General features: G+C 71.2%; 20 protein-coding genes and 1 riboswitch. Of the genes, 8 read left to right on the forward strand and 12 right to left on the reverse strand.

The window, feature by feature from the left end; all coding sequences use genetic code 11:
* Positions 1-40: 40 nt before the first annotated feature.
* A complete protein-coding gene (locus ACFZBU_RS08250) occupies positions 41-1,846 on the reverse strand; it encodes an AMP-dependent synthetase/ligase (RefSeq protein WP_391582678.1) in 1,806 nt (601 codons plus the stop codon).
* Between the two features lie 356 nt (positions 1,847-2,202).
* Here ACFZBU_RS08250 and ACFZBU_RS08255 point away from each other — a divergent pair, with 356 nt between their 5' ends.
* The 5 genes from ACFZBU_RS08255 to ACFZBU_RS08275 all read left to right on the forward strand — a co-directional run bounded on the left by ACFZBU_RS08255 (position 2,203) and on the right by ACFZBU_RS08275 (position 5,640).
* Positions 2,203-2,970 (forward strand): metallophosphoesterase, encoded by a 768-nt coding sequence (locus ACFZBU_RS08255; protein WP_391582679.1) that lies wholly within the window; start codon positions 2,203-2,205, stop codon positions 2,968-2,970.
* A 126-nt stretch (positions 2,971-3,096) separates the two neighbouring features.
* The gene (locus ACFZBU_RS08260; RefSeq protein ID WP_391582680.1) at positions 3,097-3,531 is read left to right on the forward strand and encodes an SRPBCC family protein; all 435 of its coding nucleotides are present in this window, start codon (positions 3,097-3,099) and stop codon (positions 3,529-3,531) included.
* Positions 3,532-3,538: 7 nt separating this feature from the next.
* Entirely contained in the window at positions 3,539-4,723 is a 1,185-nt protein-coding gene (locus ACFZBU_RS08265; protein WP_391582681.1) for an ArsA family ATPase, read from the forward strand.
* 295 nt (positions 4,724-5,018) lie between these two features.
* On the forward strand, positions 5,019-5,444 hold the full coding sequence (locus ACFZBU_RS08270; RefSeq protein WP_391582682.1) for a hypothetical protein: 426 nt from the start codon (positions 5,019-5,021) through the stop codon (positions 5,442-5,444).
* The gene (locus ACFZBU_RS08275; protein ID WP_391582683.1) at positions 5,407-5,640 is read left to right on the forward strand and encodes a hypothetical protein; all 234 of its coding nucleotides are present in this window, start codon (positions 5,407-5,409) and stop codon (positions 5,638-5,640) included. Before ACFZBU_RS08270 ends, ACFZBU_RS08275 begins: the two co-directional genes overlap by 38 nt.
* Before the next feature lie 25 nt (positions 5,641-5,665).
* On the opposite strand, the gene ACFZBU_RS08280 is transcribed toward ACFZBU_RS08275, so the two are convergent.
* The 6 genes from ACFZBU_RS08280 to ACFZBU_RS08305 all read right to left on the reverse strand — a co-directional run bounded on the left by ACFZBU_RS08280 (position 5,666) and on the right by ACFZBU_RS08305 (position 12,213).
* On the reverse strand, positions 5,666-6,934 hold the full coding sequence (locus ACFZBU_RS08280; RefSeq protein ID WP_391582684.1) for a M48 family metallopeptidase: 1,269 nt from the start codon (positions 6,932-6,934) through the stop codon (positions 5,666-5,668).
* Between the two features lie 16 nt (positions 6,935-6,950).
* The gene (locus ACFZBU_RS08285; RefSeq protein WP_391582685.1) at positions 6,951-8,339 is read right to left on the reverse strand and encodes a hypothetical protein; all 1,389 of its coding nucleotides are present in this window, start codon (positions 8,337-8,339) and stop codon (positions 6,951-6,953) included.
* 91 nt (positions 8,340-8,430) lie between these two features.
* Complete coding sequence (locus ACFZBU_RS08290; protein ID WP_391582686.1) at positions 8,431-9,495, reverse strand: NlpC/P60 family protein; 1,065 nt, start codon at positions 9,493-9,495, stop codon at positions 8,431-8,433.
* A gap of 154 nt (positions 9,496-9,649) precedes the next feature.
* On the reverse strand, positions 9,650-9,991 hold the full coding sequence (locus ACFZBU_RS08295; RefSeq protein WP_391582687.1) for a hypothetical protein: 342 nt from the start codon (positions 9,989-9,991) through the stop codon (positions 9,650-9,652).
* A gap of 96 nt (positions 9,992-10,087) precedes the next feature.
* On the reverse strand, positions 10,088-11,389 hold the full coding sequence (locus ACFZBU_RS08300; protein ID WP_391583071.1) for an NYN domain-containing protein: 1,302 nt from the start codon (positions 11,387-11,389) through the stop codon (positions 10,088-10,090).
* Positions 11,390-11,976: 587 nt separating this feature from the next.
* Positions 11,977-12,213 (reverse strand): hypothetical protein, encoded by a 237-nt coding sequence (locus ACFZBU_RS08305; protein WP_020552989.1) that lies wholly within the window; start codon positions 12,211-12,213, stop codon positions 11,977-11,979.
* Between the two features lie 300 nt (positions 12,214-12,513).
* Here ACFZBU_RS08305 and ACFZBU_RS08310 point away from each other — a divergent pair, with 300 nt between their 5' ends.
* On the forward strand, positions 12,514-13,110 hold the full coding sequence (locus ACFZBU_RS08310; RefSeq protein WP_391582688.1) for an exonuclease domain-containing protein: 597 nt from the start codon (positions 12,514-12,516) through the stop codon (positions 13,108-13,110).
* A gap of 109 nt (positions 13,111-13,219) precedes the next feature.
* Positions 13,220-13,498: an Lrp/AsnC ligand binding domain-containing protein gene (locus ACFZBU_RS08315; protein WP_360304948.1), complete on the forward strand. Its 279-nt coding sequence runs from the start codon at positions 13,220-13,222 to the stop codon at positions 13,496-13,498.
* Positions 13,499-13,868: 370 nt separating this feature from the next.
* Here ACFZBU_RS08315 and ACFZBU_RS08320 read toward each other — a convergent pair whose 3' ends face one another.
* The 5 genes from ACFZBU_RS08320 to ACFZBU_RS08340 all read right to left on the reverse strand — a co-directional run bounded on the left by ACFZBU_RS08320 (position 13,869) and on the right by ACFZBU_RS08340 (position 19,154).
* Positions 13,869-15,263, reverse strand: a complete 1,395-nt coding sequence (locus ACFZBU_RS08320; protein WP_391582689.1) for an aminotransferase class V-fold PLP-dependent enzyme — start codon at positions 15,261-15,263, stop codon at positions 13,869-13,871.
* Positions 15,264-15,517: 254 nt separating this feature from the next.
* Positions 15,518-15,634: riboswitch (SAM riboswitch) on the reverse strand.
* Positions 15,635-15,842: 208 nt separating this feature from the next.
* Positions 15,843-16,925 carry an anthranilate phosphoribosyltransferase gene (gene trpD / locus ACFZBU_RS08325; protein ID WP_391583072.1) on the reverse strand — a complete coding sequence of 361 codons (1,083 nt, stop codon included), beginning with the start codon at positions 16,923-16,925 and terminating at the stop codon, positions 15,843-15,845.
* Positions 16,926-17,010: 85 nt separating this feature from the next.
* Complete coding sequence (locus tag ACFZBU_RS08330) at positions 17,011-17,424, reverse strand: response regulator transcription factor (protein WP_020552994.1); 414 nt, start codon at positions 17,422-17,424, stop codon at positions 17,011-17,013.
* A gap of 194 nt (positions 17,425-17,618) precedes the next feature.
* Positions 17,619-17,981: a hypothetical protein gene (locus ACFZBU_RS08335; protein ID WP_391582690.1), complete on the reverse strand. Its 363-nt coding sequence runs from the start codon at positions 17,979-17,981 to the stop codon at positions 17,619-17,621.
* 57 nt (positions 17,982-18,038) lie between these two features.
* Complete coding sequence (locus ACFZBU_RS08340) at positions 18,039-19,154, reverse strand: cytochrome c oxidase assembly protein (protein WP_391582691.1); 1,116 nt, start codon at positions 19,152-19,154, stop codon at positions 18,039-18,041.
* A gap of 75 nt (positions 19,155-19,229) precedes the next feature.
* Here ACFZBU_RS08340 and ACFZBU_RS08345 point away from each other — a divergent pair, with 75 nt between their 5' ends.
* Complete coding sequence (locus tag ACFZBU_RS08345; protein ID WP_391582692.1) at positions 19,230-19,859, forward strand: heme-copper oxidase subunit III; 630 nt, start codon at positions 19,230-19,232, stop codon at positions 19,857-19,859.
* Positions 19,860-19,896 lie beyond the last annotated feature (37 nt).

The raw sequence follows: 19,896 nt of genomic DNA on the forward strand, positions 1-19,896 counted from the left end.
AACGCCGGCGCACGACGCCGCTCGGGCTCGGCCCGGATGCTCAGCCCTCGTAGATCTTCTCGATGTCCTGCTCGAAGTCCCGCAGCACCAGATTGCGCTTGAGCTTGAGGGACGGCGTCACGTGGCCGCTCTCCTCGGTGAAGTTGATGGTCAACACCCGGAACCTGCGCACGCCCTCGGCCCGCGAGACGGCCTTGTTGCCCTCGTCGATCGCGTCCTGGACGGAGGCCAGCAGGTCCGGGTCGTCCGCGAGGTCGGCGACCGTCGCGTCGGCGGGCTTGCCGTGCTGCTCCTTCCAGGTCGGGAAGGCCTCCGGGTCGATGGTGATCAGCGCGCCGACGAACGGGCGGCGATCGCCGACCACCATGCACTCGCTGATCAGCGGGTGGGCCCGGATGCGGTCCTCGATCACGGCCGGTGCGATGTTCTTGCCGCCCGCGGTGACCAGGATCTCCTTCTTGCGCCCGGTCACGGTCAGGAAGCCGTCGTCGTCCAGCACGCCGATGTCGCCGGTGCGGAACCAGCCGTCCTCGAACGCCTCGGCGGTGGCCGCCTCGTTCTTCCAGTAGCCGGTGAACACGTTCGGACCCTTGGCCAGGATCTCGCCGTCCTCGGCGATGCGTACCGCCGAGCCGGGCACCGGCCGCCCGACGGTGCCGATCCGGATCCCGACCGCCGGGTTGACCGTGTGTGCGGCACAGGTCTCGGTCAGGCCATAGCCCTCAAGGACGGTGAAGCCGATGCCGCGGAAGAAGTGGCCGAGCCGGGTGCCCAGCGGCGCACCGCCGGAGATCGCGTGGGTGGCCTGGCCGCCCAGCGCCGCGCGCAGCTTGCCGTAGACCAGCTTGTCGAACACCTTGTGCTTGAGCCGAAGGCCCAGGCTGATGCTCGCCGCGTCCATGCCCTCGCTGTAGGCGATCGCCGTGTCGGCGGCCATGTCGAAGATTTTGCCCTTGCCGTCGGCCTGCGCCTTGGCCGAGGCCGCGTTGTAGACCTTCTCGAACACGCGGGGCACCGCGAGCACGAAGGTCGGCTGGAAGGACGCGAGTTCCTTGGTCAGGTCCTTGACATCCGGACAGTGCCCTACGCGCACGCGCGCCATGATGCAGCCGATCTCCAGGATCCGGCCGAGCACGTGCGCCAGTGGCAGGAACAGCAGGCAGCTCGACTTCTCCGGGATGAACAGCCGGTCCAGGAGGGCGACCACGTTGCCCAGTTCGGCCTGGAAGTTGCCGTGCGTGAGGATGCAGCCCTTGGGCCGCCCGGTGGTCCCGGAGGTGTAGATGACCGTCGCCACCGAGTCGGCGCGCAGGGTCGCGCTGCGCTCCTCGACCACGGCGTCGGCCACGTCGCGCCCGCCGGCGGTGAGCGCGGCCACCGCGGCCTCGCCGTCGCCCTCGTCGATCCGCCACACGTGCTTGAGCTCGGGAAGGCGCTCCCGGGCCCGCTCGACCGCGCCCTCGTGCGCCGCGTTCTCCACGATCACCGCACGCGCGCCCGAGTCGGACAGGATCCACTCGAGCTGCTCGGCCGAGGAGGTCTCGTACACCGGCACCGAGATGGCGCCGGCGCACCAGATGGCGAAGTCGAGCAGCGTCCACTCGTAGCGCGTGCGCGACATCAGGCCGATCCGGTCGCCGGGCTCGATGCCCGCGGCGATCAGGCCCTTGGCGACCTCGTACACCTCGGCCAGGAACCGGGTCGACGTCACATCGGTCCAGCGTCCGCCCACCTTGCGGGCGAGCGCCGCGGCATCCGGTGCCTCCGCGGCGTTGCGCTTGATGAGGTCGGTCAGGTTGCCCTCGGCGGGAACCTCGGCCAGGGCCGGGACGCTGCACTCGCGCACTGATGCTCCTCGTTGCGGTCTCGGCGCCGGGGTTCGGCGCTGCCGTTTGCCGTTGTCTGTGTCTGTGTCTGTCTGTGTGTCGTCTGTCGATGTCGCCGGCGTGTCGTTGACGGGGCCAGACGTTACTGGCAAGTAGGTCCGGGGGACAGAGGTCACGCGGATCCTGTGCCCCGTCTCACGCCACGGACCGCCGCAGGGCCGGATCCACGCGGAACCCGTCCGCCGACCGACGGCCCGTCCGTCCCGATTCGGTGGTCCATGTCGAGAGTATCGATTCGCCGTGAGACACGGGTGTGACGGAGACAACCCCGACGCGCGGTCGGTTTCGGTTCCGGGCCGTCAGTACAGTGACGGGCATGCGGGTCCACGTGGTGAGCGACGTCCACGGCGCAGCCGAGGCGCTCGCCCACGCCGGCGACGGCGCCGATGCCCTGGTGTGCCTGGGCGATCTGGTGCTCTTCCTCGACTACCACGACCTCGACCGGGGCATCTTCACCGATCTGTTCGGGGTGGAGAACACCCGCAGGCTGCTCGCGCTGCGCAACGCCCGCCGGTTCACCGAGGCCCGGACGTTCTCCGGGTCGTTGTGGGCGGGCGTGCCGGGCGGTGCCCGCGCGGCGATAGAGCAGGCGGTGCGCCGGCAGTACGCCGCGCTGTTCGCGGCCTTCCCGACGCCGACCTACGTCACCTACGGCAACGTCGACGTGCCCGACCTGTGGCCGGACTACGCGCGTGAAGGGGTCACCGTGCTCGACGGCCAGGTCGTCGAGATCGGCGGCCGGACCTTCGGCTTCGTCGGCGGCGGGCTGCGCACACCGATGCACACGCCGTACGAGATCTCCGACGAGGAGTACGCGGCCAAGGTCGCCGCGGTCGGTCGGGTCGACGTGCTGTGCTGCCACATCCCGCCCGCCGTGCCGGACCTGACCTACGACGTGGTGGCCCGCCGGTTCGAGCGCGGCAGCGAGGCGGTGTTGCGGGCCATCCACGAGACCCGACCCGATCTGGTGCTGTTCGGTCACGTGCACCAGCCGCTGCGGGCCCGGATGCGGATCGGACGCACCGAATGCGTCAACGTGGGGCATTTCCAGGCCACCGGGAAACCGTACGTCCTCAGCTGGTGAGCCGGTGCCGCGTACGCGCAGGTCGGGCACGATAGCCTTCGAGCGGATCGGTTGTACGCAGACATCCGGTGATGTCTGTCCAGGACAGCCATAACAGCTACGCGAGCTTCCGGAGGACTCCTCACGATGGCTGAACGGACCAGCTCGACCATCACGATCGACGCCACGCCGGCCGAGGTCATGGCCGTCATCGCGGGGTTCGAGGGCTATCCCGAGTGGACCGGCGAAGTCAAGGAGACCGAGGTCCTCGAGGTCGACGAGGCGACCGGACGCGCGATGCGCGTGCGGTTCAAGCTGGACGCCGGCGTGATCAGCGACGAGCACGTGCTGGGTTACACGTGGGACGGCGACCGCGAGGTGCGCTGGACCCTGGTGACCAGCCAGATGCTCAAGGCACTCGACGGACGCTACGCGCTGAGCCCGATCAGCGGCGGCACCGACGTCACCTACGAACTCACCGTGGACGTCAAGATCCCGATGTTGGGCATGCTCAAGCGCAAGGCGGAGAAGGTCATCATCGACCGCGCCCTGACCGGGCTCAAGAAGCGCGTCGAGAGCTGATCCGGCGGTGACGCGGGTTTTGCTGGTCACCGGTCTTCCGGGGGCCGGCCGTACGACCGTCGCGGCGGCGACGGCGGTGGCCTCGGCACGGGCCGGGCGGCGCACGCTGCTGCTCGCGGCCGACGGCACGCGGGATGTGGACGCGGTGCTCGATGTGCCGGTGGGCACGGACCCGTTCGACGCGCTGCCGGACCTGACCGTGCAGCGGGTCGCCGCGCGGGCCGAGTTCGAACGCGAGTTCCTGCTGGTCCAGGGCCAGTTGGGCGCGGCGCTCGCGGTGGTCGGGGTGGATCCGTTGGATCCCGAGGAGATCACCGTACTGCCCGGCGCCGGCGACGTGCTGGCGCTGCGGGTGCTCGCGCGGGCGGTGAACGCGCGGCGCTACGAGTTGATCGTGGTCGATCTGCCCGCCGTCGAACGCGCGGTGCCGGCGCTGGCGCTGCCGGAGGGGCTGGCGCGTTACCTGGATCGGTTGTTGCCGGTCGAGCGCCAGGCGGCCCGGGCACTGCGGCCGGTGCTGGCCGCGGTCGCGGGGGTGCCGATGCCCGAGGACTGGGTCTACGACACGGCCCGGCGGGTGAGCACCGAGTTGGAGGTGCTGCGGTCGCTGGTGAGCGCACCGACGACGACGGTACGCGTGGTGGTCCGGCCCGGCACGGTCGCGCTGGCGGCGGCACGGCGGGCCGCGTCGGCGCTCGCGCTGTACGGCCACCGGATCGAGGACGTGATCGTGAACGGGGTGAGCGCGGCCGACTCGCCCGATCCGGCGGTGCGTTCCCGGGCCGAGGTGGCGCGGGAGACGGTGGACGCGCTGTGCGCACTGTTCCCGCGGCTGCCGCTGGCACAGATCCCGATGCTGCCCGCCGAGCCCCTGGGCGCGGCCGAACTCGCGGACGTGGCGGCCCACTTCGCACCGGTCGGCCCGGGCGGCGGCACCGACGACGAGCACCTGATCGAACGCGACGGCAAGCGCCTGTCGCTGCTGCTGCCCCTGCCGGGCACCGACCGCGACGACCTGGACCTGCTGCGCCGCGGCGACGAACTGGTGATAACGGTCGGCCCCAACCGCCGCCTGTTCAAACTCCCGTCGGCCCTGCGCCGCTGCGTCATCGAGGGCGCGGGCCTGCGAGACGGCGTCCTCCGCATCCGATTCGTCCCGGACCCGGCAGTATGGATGCGCCCGCCGCAGTAGCGCGGCGGACGACGACACGACAACGGCCCGGAGCGCTCTCGTGCGCCCCCGGGCCGTTTCCTGTCCGGCAGGCAGGCTCGGCGGCGCTTCGGCGACGCGACGAGAGCCGCCCGGGTGCATGCCGACGACCAGCGTCCGGCCCATCCGGCGAACGACCCGCCGTGCGGGTGCGATTGCCGCACCGCGGAGCGCGCCACGACGACGTGAGCCCCCGGCGCACCCGATGCGCTCCTGTACGAGCAGTTGGCGTCGAAGCACACTGAGACGAAACAACCGGATGAATGGAGGCGATCACGTGGGCCCAGGGCCTTCGGAGGACGGTGGTTACTTCTGGACGGTGATCGACGACGAGGAGGTGACCCGGCCGTCCACCATCAACGGCATCCGGGCGATTCTGCCGCCGGAGGACCGAGAGCAGTTCGACAAGGAGGTCGGCGAGACCAAGGCCCGCGACCTCGTGGGCGTTCTGGTCCGCTGGGCCTTCAGGGACACCCGGCGCGACGAGCGGATCGAGGAAGGCTTCGCGTGGGCCGAGGCCCGCGCGGAGGCGAACGAGCGGCGACTGATCCTGGGCGAGGTCACCGTCGAGGAATTGCACCGGGAGTACGCGGAAGAGGAAAGGCTCCGGAGCGAGGAGTTCGCTGCGGAACGGCGCGCGGTCGAGGGGGGCTCCGATGAGGTACATGGTGACGTACACCCCACGGGCACAGCGGATCCGTGAAACCCTGCCACGCCACAAGCAGACCGCCCTCGACACCGGCATGGCCGCCATCGCCCAGGACCCGTACGGAAGCGGTTCGAGTGCCACGTGGTCCAAGGACCGACGCGAAGCAACGATCGGCGGCGGCCTCTTCGTCGTCTACCAGATCACCGCCGCAGAACTGCTCGTCACCGTGGTGGACGTCCTGTCTCCGTAGCGCCTCGGCGAGTGCCGACACCGCCCTACCTCTTCCCGTGCAGCTTCTCCCAGTCGCGCGCCAGCGCGATGCGTTCGGGAGCGGACGGGTGGGAGGCGAACAGGACTTGCAGGATCGGGTTCGGGGTGACGTTGGAGCGGTTGGCCACGGCCAGATTGTGCTGCATCCGGATGAAGGCGTCCGGGTCGCGGGTCAGGTCGAGCGCGTGCACGTCGGCGCGGGCCTCCAGGCGGCGGCTGATCAACATCTCGCCGGGGCCGGCCACCGTGCCGATCACCGCGACGACCGCGAGCAGCAGGGCCAGCGAGCGCGGGTCGCCCGCACCGTCCGCGCCCACCCGGCGCAGCAGCGGCGCGCACGTCATCACCAGGCCCAGCGCACACACGCCGGCCGCGAGCGCCGCCGCGCCGATCAGCGTCCCGTGCAGCACGTCGTTGCGCTTGGCGTGGCCCAACTCGTGCGCGGCGATCAGCTCCACCTCGCGCGGGTCCGCGTCCCGCACGGTCGTGTCGTAGACCACGATCCGCCGGGTCGAGCCGAACCCGGACACGTACGCGTTCAGCGCGGTGGTCCGCTTGGACGCGTCCGCGACCAGGACGTCCCGTACCGGCACCCCGTCCCGCTCGGCCAGCTCCATCAGCGACGTGCGCAGCTGCCCCTCCGGCATCGAGTGGAACTTGTTGAACGCGGGTTCCACCACCAGCGGGTACAGGAACGAGATCGCCACCACGAGCAGCGCGCCGGCGCCCGCCGCGATCAGCCAGCCGGCCCGGGGCAAGGCGCGGATCAGCGCGTACAGCCCGAGCACGACCAGCAGGAGCAGCCCGGTGGACATCGCGAAGGTCTTGGCCAGGTCCAGCCACCAGCTCCCCCACGACTGCACGGACAACCCGTACCGTCGCCGAACCACCTCGGAGCGGGCCGCGAACGGCAGCGTGGCCAGCCGCCCGATCAGCGCCAGCGCCAGGCCGCCGAGCAGGATCCGCCACACCCATCCGCCGCCCACCGGCCGGGCCACCGCCTCGATCAGGCGCGCGCCGACCGGCGTGAGCCCGAGCACGAGCGAGACCACCAGCGAGAGCGCCATGGACAGGTACGCGGGTGGCCGGGCGGCCTCGGCCAGCGAGCGGCCCCGGGCGATCTCGGCGGCGGTGAAGTCCCGGGCCGCATCCGGGTGGGTGAAGCCGCCGGGCGGCTCCGCCAGTGGGCGCCACGGTGTGGTCACCACGATCGCGACCAGCAGCACCACGCCCGTGCAGACCAGGCAGATCAGCAACAACCTCTGGACCGACATGCCCGCCGTGCCCCCGTCATCCGGCCTGCGTCCGCAGGTAGTCGAGCCAGGTCCTGGTGAAGGCGTCGGGGTTGGTGCCCAGGACGGACACCATCGCCGACGCAAGCGCCGAGGCCGCGTCGGGCGCGTTGACGCCGGGCGGCCGTTCGGCGCCGACCGTACGGTACAGCTCGACCAGTTTGGCCTGCCCCCACCGCTCGGCGATCAGTTTGCACGCCAGCCAGCCCATCTCGTACGCCTGGGGCAGGTCGTCCTGCGTGGTCTCGAAGCTCGGGTCGGCCGGCAGCTGCGTGGGCACCTTGCCCGCCTTCACGTCCCGCCGCAGCTCGGGCGCGGCCGTGCGCATCGTCTGCGCCGATTCGAGGTAGCCGATGTAGTCCGCGAAGCCCTCGGACAGCCAGGTCGGCGTCCAGGCCCGGGTGAACGCCCGGCTCGCCACGTGGGTGATCTCGTGTGCCATCACCACCCGCCGCTCCAGGTCGCCCAGTTCGCGGAAGGCGTCCGGGTTGACGATCACCCGGTCGGCGGCGGCCGCGTCCGAGGCCGCGCCGCGTTCGCCGGTGGTCACCGCCGCGATCTTGAGGTATTTGCTCGGTTCGGCGCCGAGCAGCCGGGCCATCTGCGCCTGGGTGCCGGGCACCACGACCACCGCCCGCCCCGGCCAGGACTCCCCCCAGACCGCGCTGACCTGGGGTACCGCCTTGTCCGCCGTGTCGGCGAACTCGCGCAGCGCGGCCCGGGTGCCGATGCCGAGCACCGTGCTGTGGGTGCCCTGTACGACGGTGATCGGGCCCAGGTCCCACACCTGGGTGGGGGTGCCCATCCCGGCCGCGGCGCCGTCGGTGTCGGCCGCGAGGTACCAGGAGCCCGAGCGCAGCACGAAGGTCAGGTACTGCGGCACCCGGACCGGGGCCACGTCGTGTCCGGTGATCCGGTAGAGCAGGTCGACCTGCGCGGTGAAGGTGGGCGCGCCGAGTGCGCTCTTGCGCGCGGCGGAGAGGTCGAACGCGTCGGGGGTGACGATCTCGTACTCCCACCCCGCGAACGGCACCTCGGCGATGTTGTCGAAAACACCGATCTGGGACTGCCGGAACGCGGCGTCCTGCGGATCGAGGGTGGCACCGAACGCGTCGCGGTCGCGGGAGAGGAACGCGGCCGAGCGCCGCTCCAGGAGTGCGCCGACCGCTATCCGGCGCGCGTTGGCGTGTTGTTCGCCGCCGTCCGCGGACGGCCGGCCGGGACCGGCAAAGACGCCGGCGCGCGGTCGCGACGGCGCGTCGGTCACCGTGTCCGAGACGAGCCGGGTGACCCCGAGGACGGCCCCGAGCTGGGCGAGTGCGCACAACACGACCAGGACGGGCAGCAGGCTGCGGATCCGGCGCGCGGCCCGATTCGGGTCATCCACGTCGTCGATCGTAACGTGGGCGCGGCGAACGGCCGGCCGAACCGGACCGGGCCGGCGCCCCGACCGGGGCCGCCGATCGGGGCGGGGCCGGTCAGGAGGGTCGCACGACCTTGGCGATCGGCATCGACTTCAGCGGCGCGTAGCGCACGTTGGTTCCCGGCTTGGGGGCGTGGATGATGCGTCCGGCACCGACGTAGATGCCCACATGCCCCGCGCCGCCGTAGTAGACGACCAGGTCACCCGGCTGGATCTCGGCGAGCGGGACCGCCCGCCCCGCACCGGCCTGCCCCTGCGAGGTGCGCGGCAGTGCGACGCCGGCCTGTCGCCACGCCCAGCCGGTGAGACCGGAGCAGTCGAACGCGTCGGGCCCGGTGGCGCCCCAGACGTACGGCTTGCCCAGCGCCTTCGTCGCGGCGGCCACGGCGATCGCCGCCCGGCCTCCGATCGAGGACTTCGCGGTTTCCACGACGGCCGCCGGCGACCGGACGTCCTCGCGTGCGGCGCGGTCGGGGCCGGTGCCGTCCCGGGCGGGCCCGTCCCCGGCCAGGAACGCCGCGCGGTCCGCCGCGTCCAGTGTGTTCAGCAGTACCCGGGCGCGGGACAGCCTGGTCTCGACCGCGGCCTTCGCCGCGGCGAGCTCCCTGCGCCCGGCCTCCAGGGCGGCGAGCGTGTCGGTGGCCTCGCGGCGCTCCTGCTCCAGCGCGCGCCGGGTGGACTGCACGCGCGCCACCACGTGCCGCTGCCGGTCGGCCAGCCGGTCCAGGGTGACGGCGCGGGACAGGTACTCGTCCGGACTCTCCGACATCAGCAGCGCGAGCGTGGGGTCGATGCCACCGGCGCGGTAGTGGGCCGCGGCCATCGAACCCATGCCGCCCTGCAATGCCACCAGCTCGGCCTGCGTGTCGGCGATCCGCTCCTGCGCGCGGACCACCCGCTCGCGCAGTCGGGACTGCCGCTCGGCGACGCCGTTGTACTCCTCGGTGGTCACCTCGGCCTGCCGGTACAGCTCGCCGACCTGCTGCCGCACCTGCTCCGCGGTCGGCGCCGGGTCGGCGTGCGAGACGTTCGGCCCGAACGCCACCGCCGTGACGGCGGCGACGGTCAGCACGCTGATCCGGGTATTGCCGGCCCTTTTCGACCTGCGATGGGACGCCACCGGCGGGCTCCTTCTCCGGGCCCGGCTACCCGCCGTCCGGATCGGACGGTCGAGTGCGCGGGCGCTCGACCGGTGACCCTAGCCACCCAAACACGATCGCTTCAAATCAATCCGCGAATTTCATGGCTTGGGCCATCAATTCAGTGGAAAAGGGTCATGTTTTACGATCGAGCGATCGGCGGGCGCTCATCATTTCGCCGTTTTCGCGCAGCTGCGCACCGGCCGCCGCGAACATGCCCTCGGCTGCGAACAGCCGCAGCGCGCTCAGGGTTTCCTCGTCCAACTCGGCGTAGTCGGGGTGGTCGGCGCGCTCGCCGTATTCCCCGGAGTCGGCATACGAGGAGGAGTCGGCATACGAGGAGGCACCGGATAATTCGGATGATATGTCGGAGTCGATCGATCGAGCGCTGATCAGTGCCGGCCCGATCGAGGCCGGTATCGCGCAGCCGGCGCCGGCGCGCCCGCGGCCTCGGTGCGTACGACAGGCGATGCGCATGTGGCTTCTCCCCTTTCGTCGACTTTCCCCGTCAACGGTAGGGAGCGGCACCGACACACGGTGCGAACGGCGCCCGTGCGCCTTCGACGCCTGTGCTCAGCCGCGGGTGAGCCGGCGCAGCAGCATGGTGGAGGGCACCGGTCGCGCACCGGCCTTGCGCACACCCTCGGCCACCTCGCGGTCGGTGGAGACCACCACAACCGGGCGGCCCGGCGGCTCGGCCCGAACCAGCCGGCGGATCAGCTCGTCGGCCGTCTCGCCCGGCTTGCTGAACATCACCCGCACCCCACGAGCGGGAGCCAACAGCACCGGCGCATCCAGTTGTGCGCCGTCGAACACGCAAGTCACCTCGCAGCCGGTCTGCGCGGCGAGCCCGGTCAGACCGCCGACCAGCCGATCACGCTGCTTGTTCAGCGCGAGCGTGGGATAGCCGGTCTTGGTCACGTTGTAGCCGTCGATCACCAGGTGCGCCTGCGGCAGCGCGAGCAGCTGGTCGAGCAGGGCCGGGTCGTCGCCCTCCAACGCGCGCTGGGCGATGTCCTTTATCCCGGACGCGCCCGGCACCACCGCGTCCACCATGTCGGCGGGCCGGATGCCCACCGGCGGCAGCGCGAGTTCGCGGCGCAGCCCCTGCGCGGCCTCCAGAACGGTGTCCAAGAGCAGCCGGACCCGGGTGTCCTCCATGCTGCGTCCCTCCCGGGCGGCCCGGCGGCTGGCCTCCAGGGCCGATTCGACCTCGGCGACCCGACCGCGCAGCCGGCGGGCCTCCTTCTCCGCGGCGGCGATCGCGGCCTGCGCCTCGACCCGCACCGCGTCCAGCTCGGAGCGGGCCCGGCGGGCCTCCTTCTCCTCGTGCTTGGCGCTGCCCTGGAGCCCGCGCACCTGGCGGCGCAGGTGGTCGGCCTCCTTGCGGGCCGTCTCCAACTCCGCGCGCAGCCGTTCGTGCTCGGTCTTGGAGGCCGCGCGCAGTACACCGACCTCGTGCTCCAGGCGGGACAACGTCTCGGCGGCCTCGGCCTCGGCACGGTCGGCGGCGGCCTCCTTGGCCGCGTCGCCGGCGGTCTCGATCAGCCGGACCCAGCCGCGCGGACGCAGCAGGTATGCGGCGGCGGCCACGTCGAGCGGGTCGGCCGCCGCAGGCACCTTGCCGGCTTCGAGCGCCTCGGAGATCTCCGGCAGGCCCTTGCGGAAGCGCTCCGCTATGCGCTGCCGGAACACCGGATCGTTCTCCAGCGCGGCGGCCAGCGGTGTCGCGGCGAACTTGGCCCGGCGCTGGTGGGTGAAGCGGGCGAACCGGCGCAGCGGGCCGGGCACCTCGTCCGCGGTCATCGTGCCGAGCGCGTCGGCGGCCACCGAGATCACCCGCACCCGAACCGCCTCGGGCAGCGGCCCGGACAGGGTCTCGGGCTCGGCGGGCGGCGGGTCCTCCCGCTCCGGGTCGGCCTGGGCACCGGCTCCCGGGTCGGCAACAGGCTCGGCGGCGTCCGATGCGGGCCCCGGCGCCGACTCGGCGGGGGCGTCGCATTCCGCGGCGGCATCGGATTCCGCGACCGCGGCCCGGGACTCCGCCTCGATCTCCGCACCCGCCGGCCCGGCCGGGTGCGCGTGGGCCGCGGGATCGGTGGGACCGGGGCCGTCCGGCTCCGGGTCGACCGCGTGGTCGACGGGAGCCTCGGGCTCGTCGAGAGCGCCGGGCAGGTCGGTCCCCGCCTCGGTCCGGGACTGCGGGTCGGGGTCGGGCTCGGCAGCCGGCACCGCCTCGGCGGCTTCGGTGGCGTGCGCAGGCGTGACCGCGTCCGCGCGGGTATCCGGTCCGCTCACTGCTCCTCCGGTCCTTCCCGTTCCCTTGAGGCCCCTCCCCGCGTCACCGTTGCCGGGACGCCGACGCCTTGATCATGGCGCGTTCCGGACCGGGGACGGCCACGCCGGGCCGCCCCGATGCCGAAACGATGCACAGTCCCATTGTCGCCGCACGGTCTCGGCACTCAGCTCGCGTCGGGTCGCGCCACAAGTTCGACGGAGTCGGTCGCGTTGCACCAGCGGCACCGCACCGACTCGATCTCGTCGGAAACGATCTCCCGCTCCTCGACCCGGGCGACGCCCGCGAGGTCGAGGTGGGTGAACTCGACCGCCTTGGTGGTCCGCGTCACGTCGAACCGGGTCAGGTTGCCGCAGAGCGAGCAACGCCACCGGGTGTCCTCGGTGGGGGCCTGGATCGACATGCGTGTTCCCTTCCTGTTTCGCGTTTGCGAGCCTTTTCCGGATCGCGAGTGGGTCCGCGTACACCCATGATGCCGGGCGGCGAGAGGTACCTGGGCGCGGCCGTGTCGGGCCGGAAACGTACCGTCCGGTACATGAGCAGCACCGCGCACCGGGATTGCCGGTCACGAGGTTCGGCGAATCAGGGCTTGCCGGCGGCCGACTCGCCGCGGCGTTCCCGCCCGCCGGACAGTATCGCCCCGGGCCACGAGTTGCGAACCATGCCCGGGTCACGAGCGATTCGTGACGAGGTGGAACGACAGGTGTTCACGGTCGTCGATCTGGAGACGACCGGCCTGGATCCGCTGGAGGCGCGGATCACCGAGATCGCCGCGGTCCGGGTGCGCGGATCGGACCGGTTGGGCGAGTTCGCGACCCTGGTCGCGCCCGGTGTACCGATCCCCGAGTTCATCACCGACCTGACCGGGATATCCGACGACCTGGTGGCCGACGCGCCGCCGCTGCACCTGGTGCTGCCGGCGTTCACCCGCTTCGCCGAGGACGCCATCCTGGTCGCCCACAACGCCCCCTTCGACGTGGGGTTTCTGCGTGCGGCGAGCCTCGCGTGCGATCGGCCCTGGCCCGACCTCCAGGTGGTGGACACACTCGCGCTGGCCCGCGCGCTGCTGCCCCCGGGGACGGTGCCGAACATGCGCCTGGGCACCCTCGCACGGTACTTCGAGGCGCCCACCGACCCGACCCACCGAGCCTTGGCCGACGCCCGGGCCACCGCACACGTCCTGCGCGCGTTCATCGGCCGGATGCACGAGAGCGGACGGCACGAGCTGGCCGACCTGCTCGCCCTCGGCCGACCGCCGGCACCCAGGGTCTGTCCGGGGCAAACCACCCCGATCGGGTGACGTCCGGGAGTGTCGACCGCGCGGGCCTTCCTCCCGTTGCGGCTGCCCGCGCGGGTCGCGCGCCGACTAAGCTCGGGCATCTTGTCGTCGAGAGCCGGAGGACTACCCCGTGATCACCGCGATCGTGCAGGTCAAGACGCGTGTGGACCAGACCCCGGAAATCGCGGAGGCGATCGCCGCGATCGAGGGCGTGAGCGAGGTCTACTCGGTGACCGGTGAGTTCGACCTGATCGCCATGGTGCGCGTCCGCGCCCACGACGACCTGGCCGACGTCATCCCGGGCCGCCTCAACAAGGTCCCCGGCGTGGAAGCCACCACGACCCACATCGCCTTCCGCACCTACTCCCACCACGACCTCGAAGCGGCCTTCGCCATCGGCCTGGAGTAACCCCTCAGCCCTGCCGGACCTCCAACCCCCGGCAGGGCCACCCCTCCACCAAGCCACTCGAGGACCCCCCGGCCAAGCCCACCCGGACCGGCCCCAAGCACCACGGCTACACCCCCACCCGAGCAACCCACCTCAGCCCGTCCGGCGCTTGGGGACACCCCCCAGCAGGGCCGCCCCCAGCCGGCCCGGGCCCATGCACCGCAACACCCCACCCGGGCAACCCAAACCAGCCCGTCCGGCGCTTGAGGACACCCTTGGCAAGGCCGCCCCCAGCCGGCCCGGGCCCATGCACCGCAACACCCCACCTGGGCAACCCAAACCAGCCCGTCCGGCGCTTGAGGACACCCCCGGCCGGCAAGGCCAAAAAACCCTACGCCGCAGGCAATTCCCGCACGCCCCGCGGATCCGCATCCGGAACGCACCGGCCCCCATCGACCGTGTAGCTCCACACCGCCCCGCGCTCCACCAACTCCCGCACCGCCGCCGCAAAGCGGTCCAGGTGCTCCACGGGCGTCCCCACTCCGAAGCTGACCCGGATCGCGTTGAGGTTCTGCTCACCCTCGGGCGCGTCCGGGGATCCACACTCGGTCGGCTGATCGGCCCGCCCGCCCAACAGGTGCCGCACCAGCGGATGAGCGCAGAACAACCCGTCCCGCACCCCGATCCCGTACTCCGCCGACAACACCGCGGCGAACCGCGAACTGTTCCACCCCTCGACCACGAACGAGAGCACCCCCACTCGCGCCGACTCCGGCCCGAACAGCTCCAGCGTCCGCACCGCCGGAATCTGCGCCAACTTCGCCCGAAGGCGCGTCAGCAGCGCCTCCTCGCGCGCGACCAGCGCCGCCGGCCCCGCCTCGGTGATCGCCCGGCACGCGGACGCCAACGCATAGGCACCGATCACATTCGGCGACCCCGCCTCGTGCCGAGCCGCACCGCCGTGCCACTCCACGTGGTCCCGGCTGACCGTCTTGCTCGCCCCGCCCCCGGCCAAGTACGGCTCGGCCGCGTCCAGCCAGTCGCCCCGCCCCGCCAACACGCCCGAGCCGAACGGCGCGTACAGCTTGTGCGCCGACAGCGCGATCCAGTCCACGTCCAGGTCGGCCACCGACACCGGGTGATGCGGCGCCAGTTGCGCCGCGTCCAGCACGATCCGCGCGCCGTGCCGATGCGCGACCTCGGCCAGCTCGGCGACCGGGAAGAGCTCGCCGGTCACGTTCGAGGCTCCGGTCACGCACACCAGCCGAGGCCCGTCGCCGGACCCGGCGAGTGCGGCCTCCAGCGTCGCGACCGCCTGCTCCGGCGATCCGGGCGCGGCCAGTTGGGTCACCCCCGCATGCCGCCGCCACGGCAACAGCGCCGCGTGGTGTTCGGTCTCGAAGACGAACACCCGGGTACCGCGCGGCAGTACGGACGCGAGCAGGTTGAGCGAGTCCGTGGTCCCGCGGGTGAACAGCAGCGTGTCGTCGGTCCGCAGACCCAGGAAGCTCGCGACCGTGGCCCGGCTCTGCTCGTACAGGTCGGTGGACAGCTGGGACAGGTAACCGGCGCCCCGGTGCACGCTGCCGTAGTAGGGCAGATACGCGGACACGTCGTCCCACACCCGCTGCAGACACGGCGCACTCGCCCCGTAGTCGAGCGCGGCGTATTCGACCTCCCCGCCGGTCACCAGCGGAACGAGCACGTCCCGCCCGACCACGGGCAGCGGGGCGGCGATGGCGACGTCACAGTCGAGGGCGGTGGTGGAAGCGGTGTCAACGGTCATGGCGAAACTCCTCGGCAGGCACGGAACATCGACGCGGATGTCGATTGATCGACATCCAAACGCACCGAATGATCCGCTGGTGAAATGTGGTCTCGTAAGCCGCGGCTACGGGCGGCCCGGGGCGACGCGCGAGGACTCAGCGCGTACGGAATAGGGCGATTCGCCCGTTTCGAGAAAGAGATTTCACGCCATCACATGCTCCCCAGGTACAGGACCCCCGGGTCACATGGAGCATCGACTGCCGTCATGCAAGGGGTCCGCGCTTGCCAGGGCGCCTTACGACGCCTGACCGTGTCATCACCCGGGGCACCCCACCGCGGAGCGAGGGTTGCCGGACAGCAAGCCGGGGCTTTCCACTGTCACTCGTGACCTGAGCAGAATTATTACCGGATGGAACGTCACGCGCAACGACCACCCCACGGTTCCCACATCCTGGACGGCCCGACCGGCAGTACCGGCCCGACCGGCACGGGCAAGCCCACCCGGCAACAACCAGCGGCAACCCACACGACCGACACAGACGGCACCACGCCGCGCGGGTCGAGCACGACGGCCCGACCCGCCGGCGCAAGAGCCCGACTACCCCCGCGCGAACGAACGCGTCGTGGCCACCCACCGATCGAGCGCGGCCTGCGCGGCCCCGGAGTCGATGGCGTCCGCGGCCCGATCGATGCCGGCCGCCAACTGTTGGGTCAGTGACCCTTCACCCGAGCCCAGCGCGGCCAGCGCCGCGGCCGAGTTCAACAGCACCGCGTCCCGCACGGCGCCCTTCTCCCCCGCGAGGAGCCTGCGGGCGACCTCCGCGTTGAACGCCGCGTCACCACCGCGCAGCGACTCGATCCCGTTCAGCGCGATCCCCAGGTCGCGCGGATCCACCCGGTCCTCGCGCACGTCGCCGTCCCGCACGATCCACACCTGCGACGTGGTGGTGACGGTCAACTCGTCCAGCCCGTCGTCGCCGCGGAACACCAGCGCGGTCGCCCCGCGGTCGGCCAGCACACCGGCCACGATCGGCGCCATCCGCAGGTCCGCGACCCCGATCGCGTGGAACCGCACCCGGGCCGGATTGGTCAACGGCCCGAGGAAGTTGAACGTGGTCGGCACGCCCAGCTCACGGCGCGCCTGCGCGGCATGCCGCAGCGACGGGTGGAAGTGCTGTGCGAAGCACAGCGTGATGCCCGCCTCCTCGGCCGTGCGGGCCACCTGCTCCGGAGTCAGATCCAGCACCACGCCGAGCGCTTCGAGTACATCCGCGGCCCCACTCGCCGAGGACGCCGCCCGGTTGCCGTGCTTGACCACCGTCTCGCCCGTGCCCGCGACCACGATCGCGGACATCGTCGAGATGTTCACGGTCCGGGCCAGGTCCCCACCGGTGCCGACGATGTCGACGGTGCGGCCGGGCACGTCGATGGTCGACGCGTGCGCGTACATCGCCTGCACCAGGCCCGAGACCTCGTCCACAGTCTCGCCCTTGGCGCGCAGCGCGATCACGAACCCGGCCACCTGCACCGGCGTCGCCTCGCCGGTCATGATGTGGTCCATGGCCCACGCGGTCGCATCGGCAGGCAGGTCGTCGCCCCGCATGAGCGCCGCCAGGAGGTCCCGCCAGGAACGGGCCGCCGGGTTGCCGCCGCTCTTGTTCGTAGAGGTCGAGGCGCCCATGGTCCGCTCCCGCTGTGTCATCGGATAAGTCCGCGACAGCGTACCCACCGCACCCGTCCCGGCCGGGCGGTTATCCGGGATGCGGTCAGGCCGGCTGGCGTCCCGCGATCCGGCCCCGAATCAGGTCGGCGGCGGCGTCCGCGAGCGTGCGCGGGTCCAGCGGGTGGGCGACCACCGCGTCCGCGCGACACCACGTGGCCAGCCACGCGTCCTGCGGCCGGCCGACCAGGGTCAGCACCGGCGGGCAGTTGTAGATCTCGTCCTTGAGCTGACGGCACACGCCCATGCCGCCGGCGGGGGCGGTCTCCCCGTCCAGGATCACCAGATCGATGCCGCCCTTGTCCATCGCCTCGATCACGGCGGGCTCGGTGGCGCATTCCAGGTATTCCACGAACGGCACGTCGACGGCGGGCCTGCGCCCGAGCGCGAGGGTGACCTTCCGACGGGTGTTGCGGTCGTCGCTGTACACGAGGACGGTCATGGTCTCGCCGCGCGTCATGTCCACCTGCCTGTGTCTGGGCTGCGTGTCTTCGGGGCTGCGCATGTTCAGGGCTGCGTATGCAAGTACGGGGCAACACTCGGATCGCCCCGGATGTTAGCGCTTTTCCGCAGCGATATGTGTGCCTCGTCACGCCCCGGTCCGTCCCGACCGCCCATCGACCGGCGAGCCGGCGCCGCGGGAGCGCCCCGTGCTCACTCGCGCGCGAGCACCTCGTAGCCCTCGGCGTTCCCGCCCAGCCGCTGGGCCAGGCCCGCCATCCGGGTCCGCTCCCGGGCCGGCTCCAGACCGGTGAGCACCTGCTGACGGGAAATCAGCACCCGCATCGGTCGCTCGTCGGGGGCCGGCGCCACCACCCGCCAGCCGTCCGGCGTCAGAATCCGGGCCGCCTCGTCGGCCGCCGCCAGGTCCGGCAGCGTGAGCACGTGCCGCATCACGAACACACCGGTCTCCACCGCCACTCCGGCCGCCCGCATCTCCGCGACCACCGCCGAATCGGCCCGAGCCGGATCGAAGCACGAACCGACGACGGTGAGCGTGCCGTCGTCGACGAGCACGGGAACAGGCTCCGATCGCCGGCGACGGAGGAAACGTTCGAGGATCATGCCGCGACGCTACTCGGCCGCGTCGGCCGACCGCGGTTCGGGACCCGAGGCCACTCGCACAGCCGAGTCGGCGTCCTCCGTTCGGGCAGAGTCACCCGGAAGAGTGCTCTTCGGCACGGATTTTCCGACGGCTTCGAGGCCCGGCTCCACACCGCCGCCGGCCTCGGCCGCCTCGCGCGCCAGTCGCTCCTCGCGCGCCTTGCGACCCGCCTCGATCAGTTCGAGCCGGTCCAGCCGGCGGTCCTCCCGCACGGCCTCGCGCTCCGATGCGCGAGCCCACTGCACGAACAGCACCAGGAAGACCAACAGTCCGACGATGTCGCCGCTGCCCCACAGGATTCCGCCCGCCGTGCCCTGGTCCGAGAGCGGACTCGCGCCCCAGTCCCGACCGAGGTCGTTGTACCAGTCACCGGCCAGGACATTGGACGAGCTCATGATCGCGATGCCCAGCCACGCGTGGAACGGCAGCGTCGCGAACACCGCGAGCAATCGCATCGGATAGCTCGCCCGCGGCATCGGATCCAGACCCAGCAGTGGCCAGAACCACATGCAGCCGATGATCACGAAGTGCACGTGATTCATGTCGTGCATGAAGGTGTTTCGCAAGGTCAGCTCGTACCAGGGGGTGAAGTACAGGGCGAACGGATTGAGCACGAAGACGAAACCGGCGAACGCCGGGAAGGTGACCACCTTCGCGTATCTGCTGTGCAGCAGGGCGTTGAGTCGATTGCGCCACTTGGCCGGCAGCGTGCGCAGAGCGAGGGTGATCGGTGCGCCGAGCGCCAGGAAGATCGGCGTGATCATCGCCAGCACCATGTGCTGCACCATGTGCACGCTCAGCAACACGGTGTCGTACGCGGCCAGCGCGGACTCGGTCGCCAGCAGGAACGTGCCCAGCCCCAGCCCCAGGAAGGAAAAGCTCCGCCACCGCGACCACGAGTCGCCGCGGGCCCTGAGCTTGTGCACCCCGTACAGATAGAGGCCGCCGAAGAGCATCGCGACCAGAATCGGGATCGGCTCGAACACCCACCCGGTCAGGAGCCGAATGGGGGTCAGTTCCGGCGGTACGTTCCCAGGGGTCGCGTGTGCCAGAAACATCCCGGCATCGCCTGTAGAGCCACTCACGGAACCAGAGCCTAACCCCGACACGTTCTACAAGGGTTACCCCCCGAAGTGTGGGCAGATCCGGCGACCGCAATAATGGCCGCCGTGGCGACAGCAACTTCACTAGAAACCGGGCCCCCCTCACACGGGACACACGGGACACTCAACCGTCCCAACTTGGTCAGCATCGGCACGATCGTCTGGTTGGCGTCCGAGCTGATGTTCTTCGCGGCTCTGTTCGCGATGTATTTCACGATCCGCTCCGTCACCGGGGCGGACGCTTGGCGTGAGCATGCCGGTGAGCTGAACATCCCGTTCTCGACGGGCAACACGACGATCCTCGTGCTGTCCTCGCTCACCTGCCAGCTCGGCGTCTTCGCGGCCGAACGCGGTGACGTCAAGAAGCTCAGAATGTGGTTCGTCATCACCTTCGTGATGGGCGCCGTCTTCGTCGGCGGCCAGGTGATGGAGTACACCGCCCTGGTCAAGGACGGAACGACGCTTTCGTCGTCGGCTTACGGTTCGGTCTTCTACCTGACCACCGGCTTCCACGGCATGCACGTGACAGGTGGCCTGATCGCCTTCCTGTTGGTCCTCGGACGCACCTATGCGGCCCGACGGTTCACACACGAGCAGGCCACGGCCGCAATCGTCGTCTCGTACTACTGGCACTTCGTCGACGTGGTCTGGATCGGTCTGTTCTTCACGATCTACGTCATCAGGTAGACGTCCCGACACTCACTACGCAGACGACATTGGACCG

This window comes from Embleya sp. NPDC008237 (assembly GCF_042956465.1).
GTDB lineage: Bacteria > Actinomycetota > Actinomycetes > Streptomycetales > Streptomycetaceae > Embleya.